The sequence below is a fragment of the Nitrosomonas sp. Nm58 genome (genome assembly GCF_900107335.1).
In the GTDB taxonomy this organism is placed as follows: domain Bacteria; phylum Pseudomonadota; class Gammaproteobacteria; order Burkholderiales; family Nitrosomonadaceae; genus Nitrosomonas.
Genome location: NZ_FNPQ01000098.1, coordinates 1 through 2,814, shown reverse-complemented (window position 1 = coordinate 2,814; position 2,814 = coordinate 1). Strand labels below are relative to the sequence as shown.

The 2,814-nt window shown below is 45.8% G+C and carries 1 protein-coding gene; it reads left to right on the top strand.

Annotated elements, in window-relative coordinates; all coding sequences use genetic code 11:
* Positions 1-614 precede the first annotated feature (614 nt).
* Complete coding sequence (locus BLW34_RS15100) at positions 615-2,288, top strand: hypothetical protein (protein ID WP_090581355.1); 1,674 nt, start codon at positions 615-617, stop codon at positions 2,286-2,288.
* Positions 2,289-2,814: the final 526 nt, after the last annotated feature.

Sequence of the window (2,814 nt, the reverse complement as noted above, 5' to 3'; positions counted from 1 at the left end):
GTTATCATGCTTTCTGGTTCCCTGACCCTGGCACTTCATCTATCTTCCTTGCAAATTCAGGTTCAGAAGCAAAGCTTACAGACCTTGGATACTCCACGATATCGATGACGAGGGCGGGGAGCCTATCTTCTCACAAGCTCAAGGCTTAAGGTATAACCGGCTTCCCCAGAAATCAGTGCTAGTCTAAAACAATTTTATCGTTGGCCTTAATATACAAGGTATAGCTGCCGAATTTTGAAGTGTGACGAGTATAAATAAAATTTCTTTTGAACAGCCAGTTATCGTTTAGAAAAGAAACGTGAGTTGTTACAAAAAATACTTTACAGGGTTACTCCATCTATTTTTAGATTTTATTATTTAAGCATTATCCGGATTTCAAATTAAGCATTTTGCTTATTTTAATTTTCTTCGAGGAAGAGTAGTTTTTGTTTCAGCCAAGCATTTTTAAGGTCAGCAACAACCGGAGCATTATTCATGCGTCAATTATTTTATTACTAAAAATTTAATTTAATAGTTAAAGCATTATCTGGTCGGCTCAATAACTTACAAATCTGGCAAGCTTCTCAAAAAAGATTGGCATTTTTCCTCTATTCAAACTTTTGGAACAACAAGATATGGTTATTTCGCAGATTCGCCTTCTGATTATAGCCTTAAGTTTAGTTCTTGCCTTACCCGCGCAAGCTACTACACTGAAAATTCTCAAGCGTTTTGATTCAACGAATTCAGTGTTATTTCTGCAAAATGATTGGAACCCGGCAGATGGGAATACATACTGGGGAGCCATTGACGTGTTGAACAGCACGGATCCCGTCCCTACGGACTTTTATGGAGTAAACGTTGCAGGGAGCTTTTCTGTTGGGGGGGATCCTTGGGAGACCGTCTCGATAAAAAGCCATGCCGGAGAACAGTTCGATCTGCGAGGAACACAGGAAATACAGCTTGTTGCCCGCCCCGCATATGTGACGAGCAGACCCTATGCCAGTGTTGTGCTGCGCTTGACCATGCAGGACGGCAGCATCTGGGACCAACCCAAAGTACTGGCAAACAATGTGTGGCAAACAGGCGCGTTTCCCGTTCAGGAAGGGTCCTTCGCCCGTGCTGAATGGGGACCGCAGGGAGTGTTCGACCTTGGCAAGATTGCTTCATGGGAAATTATCCTGGCGGACCTGCCTCCTGGCAGTAACCACCAAATTAACTTTCATACCCTGTACATGAAGGGAAACTACGACACACCAGGAAACGCTGCAGAGCGATTCGGTGTAGATTTTTACTCTGAAGAGGGGAACGTTCTGTTCCGCCATGCTGACTGGAATCCAGCAGATGGCGATACCGATTGGTTATATCATGTACGTACGCATCCCCATTATTATAATCCATTGAGAATTCTGAAGGCGGTCTACCGTTCGGAAGGTGACCCGTGGGAAACCGTATCCTTACGTAAGGAAGCACAGACTCACTTCGACTTGACGGACAGTGGTAGTGGGCAAATTGTAGCTTTAGTGAATGCTGGCCTAAATCTCGATCCGAATGCATTGATCATGAGCCTGACCATGCAGGATGGGAGCGTCTGGCAGCAGGGAAGGCGACTGGATGTGGTTTATAGTACTGGCATGACTCATACGTTTGCTGGCGTGCTGCCATACAGGTTTCCGCTTGATCCTCAAGGGAAAGGCTGGACGATGGCTGCCTGGGGGCCAACGGGCAACTTTGACCTCAGTCGGATCAAGGCGTGGGAATTGTCGTTCAATAATCTTGAGGAAGGGGAACATTCTGTCTTTCTGGACAGTATTGGCATCATGGGAGCTTCTTTAGTACAAGCGGACAACACGTTTGGAGCCACCGGGCAGGCAGAATGGCTAGAGCTCAACTTTGCTTCTGATGGAGTGATTGCAGACATTGGTTCAGAAGGCGGTGTCGAAGATAGCCTTTCCATTTCCTCGGAAACTCCGGTGAATGTGTATGGGTTTGGCTTTAACCTCGAAGTCACCAGTAGCTATGCAAACCCCTCACCGGATGCGGTTGTTTTCAAGCTGACGACCAGTGATGGAAAGGTCTGGCAACAAAGCTATAGTCTGCCCCAAGCTGGACGATCAGTACACAGAATTCATATCTTTTGTCCGCCCCCTTTGTCAATGGTACGTCCTGACCCTGATGATCTGCGCTGCAAGAGTATATTGGGAGCGTTTTATGGGATCAGCTCTGGCATTACGAAATGGGAGGTAATGCTGAATAGACCACCCGCCGGGGAACACAAAATTGGGATTAGCCTTCTCTCGACAGTTCAATAAGCTTGAATGGGATTAATTGAGGTTAGATTCTGAGGTACCCTTCTGAATTTAGCCTTCCTCCAATGAGTCGAAGTAGTTCGCTAAAAAAGCTTGCATTTGTTCCAATATCGAAGCTGATAACCCAAAGGCTACATAGCGGCAGGTAATTCAGGCGAAAAAAATAACTGAATAAGGTGAACGATCTGGGCTACTGTTGACTTTAATTTTCCTTTCGGTATCAGTGTCTTTAAACAAAATCCAGTGAGTCCAAGTACGAAAATGATGGGACGGCAATTACTAGGTTAGCATGGTGCATTGTAGTCCCGATCGTTGGCGGTATGATCTCGGCTACTGTGCTGACGCTGATCGTATTTCCAGCCATTTATGTCCTGGTTAAGGCATTCTGATCAGGCGCTTGCTGGAAAATAAAACAAGCTGTATTAGGCTATGTTAAATGAGCGTAGTAATCGGCCTTCGGCCGCAATGCGTTTGAAAGAAACACGATGCGGCGAGATGTGCGGTAAAGTGGAATACCGCGACGGCGAAG